Raw genomic sequence first — 7,231 nt, 5'->3', positions numbered from 1 at the left:
TAGTTGCCAATCGTGAGACTTGCGCCCAATTTCAACTCACCCCGTTGTAAATTGTTTAATTCCCGCAAACCTCGCTCAGTCAAAGCAACCTGATCGAGAATCTTCTGCGCTTCCACCTGTAGGAGTTTCCCCGCCTCCGCGATCTCAATGTGGCGACCAACGCGATGGAACAGTTTCACGCTGTATTGCTGTTCCAAGCTTTGGATCGCGGCACTAACCGCAGGTTGGGTAATATATAGTTCCTCCGCCGCACGGGTAAAGTGCAGATGTTCTGCCACTGCTAGAAAAATTCGTAATTGTTCAAATGTCATCTCTACTCTTTAAGGCTCCTTAAGCACCTCTATCTGTCTATATCAAGCTATCAATCACTTTAAGTTATCCTTTCAACAAAAAAAAGTATTTGATTTTATTAATTTGGCTGCATAGATTGAAAGCATAGTTTATTGCAATCAAGCCTTACCCAGACAAAGCCTAGCGGTTAGATTCGGCTAGCCGCACCGAATTGGCAAATCTGTATGAAGGGAGCCTCTAAATGACAAGTGAAAGACGACTAAATCAGAGCGATCGCGGCTTAAAGCCAAACTGTCTTCCCTTTGGAGAAGTTCTTGCTCAATCCTTTGCGGTCATTGCACCCACAACAATACCCGCCTCAAATATAGGATTGATCGTCGTACTCTCCGGAAATGGCACCTGGCTAAGTTTTCTCATCGGCATGATTGGGTTAGTGCTTGTTAGTATTAACATCAATCAATTTGCCAGCCGCTCGGCTTCTCCCGGTTCGCTCTACTCTTACATCGTCAAAGGATTAGGCCCGACAGCAGGTGTAATTTGCGGTTGGAGTTTGGTTCTGGCTTACTTGTTTACAGGAATGTCAGTGTTGTGCGGCTTTGCCAACTTTAGCAGTATCTTGATTGGTCACTTGGGCATTCATCCCTCGACGATTACGCTGCTGGCACTCGGTGCAGGGGTTGCCTGGTATGCAGCATATAAAGATATCCAGCTATCAGCAATGGCGATGCTGTGGATGGAGGGAGCCTCCCTTGCCCTGATTGGCGTCTTGGGGATCATCATTTGGGCGCACAAAGGCTTTGCCTTAGATATGTCCCAATTGACTTTGCAAGGCGTAACTCCAGGTAGCGTGGCAATGGGACTTGTCATGGTGATGTTTAGTTTCTCTGGCTTTGAAAGTGCTACATCTCTGGGTGATGAAGCAAAAAACCCATTGAAAACGATCCCCAGAGCAGTTTTGGGGAGTACTACCCTGGCTGGTCTATTCTTCATTTCGATGACTTACATTGAGGTGCTGGGTTTTAGTGGTACTGGAGTTTCCATTACCACTACGGAAGAACCGCTGGGTTTTCTAGCGCAACAGGCGGGAGTTGGTTTTTTAGGAACCTTGGTCGCCTTCAGTGCCCTGTTTAGCTTCTTTGCCTGTGTCCTTGGTAGTATCAACCCAGCAGCCAGAGTCTTCTTTACGATGGCTCGTCACGGCTTATTCCCCTCTTCGTTGGGTTTATCTCACTCATCGAACCGGACACCGCACATTGCCGTTACGCTGTGTTCGCTGATTGTATTTCTTGTGCCTGCTTCGATGTCCCTGTTTCATGTGAAGCTGTTTGACAGCATGGGTTACTTGGGCGCGATCTGTAGCTACGGGTTTTTAACGGTTTATACCTTGATTTCGATCGCTGCACCCGTTTACCTGCACAAGATTAGAAAACTCCGCCTACACCATGTAGTGTTCTCAGTTCTGGCAGTTGGGTTTATGATGATTCCCGTTCTCGGAAGTGTGGGAATTCCCGGTAGCAGTCTTTTCCCAATTCCCGCAGCCCCTTACGATGCGTTTCCTTACCTGTTTTTGATGTACCTGATGGTTACTTGCGGATGGTTTGTCATCCAAAGATTCCGCTCTCCAGAAATTGTCAGTTCAATGGAGCGAGGGATTGAAGAGATTCATGCAAAATTTGCGACACCTAGTTCGGTGGTGATACCAGAGGCGATCGCAGATGATGAATTTTGAAGCTAGTTTGGACAACGCATCTACAAACCTTAAGGACACGCAAAAATGAGCGAAATAATCACGGCAATCCCCCTTGGATTCACTGCCTTCACAGCCACCAACCTTGATGACATCGTGATTTTGTTGCTGTTTTTCTCGCAAGTGAATGCGGTATTCCGACGTCGCCATATTGTGGCTGGTCAGTATCTGGGTTTTGGTGCATTAGTCCTCGCTAGCCTTCCCAGTTTTTTTGGTACCCTAATATTGCCGCGCCCTTGGATTGGTTTGTTGGGCATTGCCCCAATTGCAATTGGAATCAGTCGCTTACTCAATCAAGACACGGATGAATCGGAAGGCGAGGAAAAAGTAGAACCACCTGAGAAATCTTGGTTTACGAGTTTTTTATCTCCACAAACTTATAGCGTGGCAGCCGTTACATTTGCGAATGGGGGTGACAACATCGGTATCTATGTGCCGTTGTTTGCGAGTAGTACCTGGGAGGGTCTTCTGGCGATTCTGGGGGTATTCTTCTCGCTGGTGGGAGTTTGGTGCTACACCGCTTACCAATTAACCCGTTTACCTGCGATCGCTCAAACCCTGACTCGCTATGGCAATCAACTCGTTCCCTTTGTTTTAATTGGGTTGGGTGTTTTAATTCTAGTAGACAGTCACACACTGGAAAATCGTGGCTTGCTCGTACTGACTTTAGTCACAAGTTGTCTCTGTTTGCTGACTCTTGGCAGAAGTAACGATCAAGTGTCTGAGGCGGAAATTTGCTCAACGCCTGAAGTGGAGAAAAATTGAGGAGGTTGCGATCGCAGTGTCATGAGTTGGTTTGCACAAGCAATCATTGCCGGAGTTACATCCTTTGTAGCAACTAACATCGATGACATTGTGATCTTGATGCTATTCTTCGCCCAGGTAAATTCTACCTTCCGCACCAAACATATTGTTGTAGGTAAGTATCTTGGATTCACTGTATTAATTGCCGCTAGTCTTCCGGGTTTCTTTGGTGGCTTAATTCTGCCAAAAGCTTGGATTGGCTTACTAGGTCTGGTTCCCATTGTTATTGGAGTGAATCAATTAGTCAATTGGGAAAAAGATGAAAACGAAGTCCAGACAGTATCAGATGAATTCAATAGCTCAAAAGCTAGTTCCTCAGTGATGTCAACTCTCGCTAGTTTTCTTACTCCTCAGACTTATCACGTCGCAGCTGTTACATTTGCTAATGGGGGTGACAATATCGGGATATATGTACCGTTGTTTGCTAGTAGCAATCTGGCTAGTTTGGGAGTAATTTTAAGCGTGTTTTTTGTGTTGGTTGGAGTTTGGTGTTATGTCGCCTACCAATTAACCCGCCATTCGGTTGTTGCTCACCTTTTCACTCGCTACGGTAAGAGAATCGTCCCATTTGTGTTAATTGGCTTAGGAATTTTTATTCTGGTTGAAAGCGGTAGCTATCAACTCTTACCGTCGTTCCAATAAGTGTCAGTTTTACCTTGGCAGACCATTTACCAGTATCTGCAATTTAATAAAAACCTTTTTTGCTAAAGGTCTACCCTTAAAAATTTTCCAACCATAAACCCAAACATCGAGTTGGAAAAACTCGGAATCTCGCAAGGAGAAAGTTCATGAAACTGTTCAAAATCGCTCTGGTAGCATTAGTATTTCTGGTCAATTTGGCGATCGCTCAACCTTCTTTGGCAGACAGACCGAAACTTACCCTGAGTCCTGACTACACAGAGGTAACTCAATCTCTTGACAGCCTCTTAAAGGCAAAAGACGCACCGGATCAATCCGACTATACACCTGAGGAAATTCAGCAGAAACTCGGTGAGTTGCAACTGCAAAAATATATCTTAGAGACAGCGGCAGACTGGGGGCAGTGCCGCAATGAAACTGGAAAAACGTTGGCGGTCTATGCTCATAAAGCCAATAAATCTAACGCTTCCCAAGCAAGTACTCTCTACTACTTAGGAAATGGCAAGGTTACGGACGATGATTGGAACTGTGATGGGGTTTACTTGCCAAGTGGTGTCAAAGTAGCTGGCTTAACTCCTGGTGACACCCAAGGGCAAAATTTAGGGGAGCCTGTAGCTCTCAAAATAGTGGCTGGAACCCAATTAGTCGCTAAAACCAATCCAGAAACTGGTGCAGTTGAATTCAACGTTCCTGCTGCGAAAGTTTTCAAAGCAGGTGAGGGTACATGGTCTATTCCTAATTTATCGTCAACAGATGTGGAAGCGCAAACTCCTAACGCACCAATCGAGGATTAAATTTTTCACGCCAGCCAAAGCACTTTAAGTATTTTTCCTCTAAAGAGTAGCAGGATAACAGCCAGGGTATGAAAAGCTACCAAAAGTAAACGGTGAACAGCTATCATACTCTGGCTAATAGACTTCATAAAATTTTTCGGAATATCGGGTTCCGGATCAAAGTGCTTCTGAAGGGATAAAGCTTGTTTTGTTTGTACATCTAAACTGATAATTGAGGGTAGTATTTTGTGCAGCTATTGTTTATGTTTAAGCCGATAAATGGGAGTACAGAAAAATTAGAGACGCCGAAACGACGGACTTCTGAGCGAGTGCGAGATCATTTGGCAAACGAACGCACCTACTTAGCATGGATGCGGAGTGCGATCGCGCTGATGGGATTTGGTGTTCTGATCGTCCGCCTTCGTCTCCTCCGCCCACCTCTTGCGCCTCAACCCCCTGGTAATGGGTGGAAGTTAGGTTTAGTGTTTTCCTTAGTTGGTTTGGTAACGGTATTGCTGTCAACCCAGCACTACTTCGCTGTTCGACATGACATTGATGAGGATACATACGAACCTGCGGATCGCTGGGTGATTTTATTTAGCCTTGCCGTACTCACCTTGGGAGCTGGGGTTATCTACTACGTCTTCACAGTTCCAGTTGAATCATTAAATGGTGTCATCCTTGATTAACTGAGATTTTATTTAAGTAACCCTGAAGAGAGCCTACCTTTAAAAGTCATTTTTAGAGGTTTTATAACGCATATAAACGCAGAGATAGGGCGTTAGACCTAGCTACAGGCTACGCAGATATGTTGCACCGTCAATTATTTTTAGGGTAGGCTGCAATGTGTCAGCAATGCGCTTTTTATAAGCATTTTGGGATAATCTTTTCACTTCAACGCATAAGAAAGTAATGATTAAAGATTGGAGATTTTGTGAGGAAAATAAGTTTGGATAAATCTACACTTAGTAATAGTAAATTGACGACCACTTGTTTAATTGTTGGTATAGAAATAATTATTGGTTTACTAAGTGGTCTAACTTTTATTGCACTTGGGGCAGGCGGAGGGTCTTGGATACTTGGGGGTATTGCTGCTGGTGCCTTGGTCTTTTATTTCTATCGTCGATATAACAATCAAGCTAAGCCTAATCGCAACTCAAGGAAATTTGGACAAATTATTGTTGGTCTTACTGTAGGATTTTCTCTTAAGCAAAGTAATCTAATAACTATTTATTCCCAATTACATATCTTTCTACTTTTAGCATTATTTTTAATGTTTTGTGGTGGAATTATTGGTTATATATATTCACGCATTGAAAAAACAGATTTGCTAACTGCCATGCTTGCTACGGTTCCCGGAAATATAGGAATTATGGCAAGTATAGCAGCAGACTATGGTAGAAATATTTCACTTGTTTCTCTCGTTCAGTTAATACGCTTTACGGCAATTATTATTGTTATACCGCTTATTGCTAATGTTTCTAACGCACATGACATCAACGCGATAATTCATTCCGTTACTGAGAATTTATTTGTCATAAATTTCAACTACTTATTTTTACTATTTTTGTTACTATCTGTAACATTATTGACAGTTAAAATAGGCAGTTATTTAAAAATCCCTGTTGCTGGTTTCTTGTGTTCAATAATAGTCGGGGTTGGTTTTGATTCGTTGCTAGATTCACTGCCATTTTTATCTCATATCGATTTTAATCTACCCCCTTTATTTAATTTAATTGGTCAAATTCTACTGGGAATTACAATCGGTGAATATTGGGGAATGAACCCAAAGCTGGGAAAGCTTACAGTAGCGTATGCCTCGGTTCCTGTAGCCATGACCTTTTTGGCAGGATTCATCTCAGCAGGAATTGCTACGTTGATCTCGCCCTGGGACTGGCTAACGTGTTTGCTGGTGACATCTCCAGGCGGATCTCCAGAAATGATATTAATCTCTCTAGCTTTGCATCACAATGTTGAGATTGTAACCGCAGGTCATCTAGTTCGGCTAATGACGATTAATCTGTGTCTTCCAGCTTTGGTGTCTTTCATTTGCTATCTAGAAGGCCGTTCTACAAAAAATCAAGATGGCGCAGCAGATCAGCTTAAAACGATATCACCCAAATCAGCAATGCCATAATTTCTTTGCGATGGTGTTAACCTTGGGCTTGTTAACCTTGGGCTATTGATTCCTCTTCATCCACAGTTAGCTCATCCTCAGGAATAGTACTCGGTTTAGTTAAATGTGGTTGGATTAGCAGACTAACGCCAATTGTCCAAGCAATTGAAACCATCCATCCTGCTAAAATATCGCTGGGAAAATGAACCCCTAAATATATTCGCGTCCAACCGATCGCTAATACGAATACGCTCCCCACAGCCAGCACCAACCAGCACCAATTACTATTCCAGGTCAAAATGACTAAAGCAGCTATCAAGGTCATACTGGACATCGCGTGACCGCTGGGAAATGCATAATCAAACTCTGGAGAGATTGACTCCCAGAGGTTAGGACGCACTCGATGCAGCAACAGTTTTGCAGTGCGATTAATTAAAATGCTCCCTAGTAGAGTCGTCAGTAAATAGGCGAGCGATCGCCACTTTTTAAGGCGTAGCAACACTAACGAGATTACAGTAGCAACTGGAAATACGCCCCAAAATACTCCGAACTTGGTTAAAGTTGCCGCAAAAACGTCTAGTTGTGGCTGTGCTATCTTGTGAACTGCTAGCAGGAGAGTTTCATCCCAGGGGAGACCGCCTTGATTCTGCAATACTACTAATGCAAGTTCCTCAAAAACCAGCATTGGTAAACAGACCCCTATCAATAGGAGTAGCAAAGAACGCCAATAAGCAACGAGCAGCTTTTCGAGAAAACTTAGGAAAGATGAAGACAGCTTCCAAAAATTAGAACTAAACATTCACCAAAAAATGCTGAAAATGTGTACAAACCGAAATTCTTTATTATTTTTTTTTGAGATAG

8 protein-coding genes are annotated in these 7,231 nt (G+C 43.4%); 6 read left to right on the top strand and 2 right to left on the bottom strand.

All coding sequences use genetic code 11. The features are described from left to right. The coding region (locus H6F50_RS25940; protein ID WP_190430928.1) for a LysR family transcriptional regulator at positions 1 to 311 on the bottom strand (311 nt) is incomplete at its 3' end. A gap of 221 nt (positions 312 to 532) precedes the next feature. Between H6F50_RS25940 and H6F50_RS25935 the strand changes: the two genes are divergently transcribed. The 6 genes from H6F50_RS25935 to H6F50_RS25910 all read left to right on the top strand — a co-directional run bounded on the left by H6F50_RS25935 (position 533) and on the right by H6F50_RS25910 (position 6,391). Next, positions 533 to 2,020: an APC family permease gene (locus H6F50_RS25935; protein ID WP_190430927.1), complete on the top strand. Its 1,488-nt coding sequence runs from the start codon at positions 533 to 535 to the stop codon at positions 2,018 to 2,020. 45 nt (positions 2,021 to 2,065) lie between these two features. Beyond that, positions 2,066 to 2,803: a cadmium resistance transporter gene (locus H6F50_RS25930; protein WP_190430926.1), complete on the top strand. Its 738-nt coding sequence runs from the start codon at positions 2,066 to 2,068 to the stop codon at positions 2,801 to 2,803. Positions 2,804 to 2,824: 21 nt separating this feature from the next. Then, complete coding sequence (locus H6F50_RS25925; RefSeq protein WP_190430925.1) at positions 2,825 to 3,484, top strand: cadmium resistance transporter; 660 nt, start codon at positions 2,825 to 2,827, stop codon at positions 3,482 to 3,484. Between the two features lie 146 nt (positions 3,485 to 3,630). Beyond that, positions 3,631 to 4,275, top strand: a complete 645-nt coding sequence (locus H6F50_RS25920) for a hypothetical protein (RefSeq protein ID WP_190430924.1) — start codon at positions 3,631 to 3,633, stop codon at positions 4,273 to 4,275. Positions 4,276 to 4,517: 242 nt separating this feature from the next. Next, complete coding sequence (locus H6F50_RS25915; RefSeq protein WP_190412261.1) at positions 4,518 to 4,943, top strand: DUF202 domain-containing protein; 426 nt, start codon at positions 4,518 to 4,520, stop codon at positions 4,941 to 4,943. 260 nt (positions 4,944 to 5,203) lie between these two features. Continuing rightward, the gene (locus H6F50_RS25910) at positions 5,204 to 6,391 is read left to right on the top strand and encodes an AbrB family transcriptional regulator (protein WP_190430923.1); all 1,188 of its coding nucleotides are present in this window, start codon (positions 5,204 to 5,206) and stop codon (positions 6,389 to 6,391) included. 31 nt (positions 6,392 to 6,422) lie between these two features. Here the strand turns inward: H6F50_RS25910 and H6F50_RS25905 are convergent, their stop codons facing one another. Next, on the bottom strand, positions 6,423 to 7,169 hold the full coding sequence (locus H6F50_RS25905) for a phosphatase PAP2 family protein (RefSeq protein WP_190412263.1): 747 nt from the start codon (positions 7,167 to 7,169) through the stop codon (positions 6,423 to 6,425). Positions 7,170 to 7,231 lie beyond the last annotated feature (62 nt).

Origin of the sequence: Coleofasciculus sp. FACHB-712 (genome assembly GCF_014695635.1) — a bacterium.
Lineage (GTDB): Bacteria > Cyanobacteriota > Cyanobacteriia > Cyanobacteriales > FACHB-T130 > FACHB-T130.
Note: the sequence above shows the minus strand (reverse complement) of the source record. Positions and strands in the feature narration are given on the sequence as shown.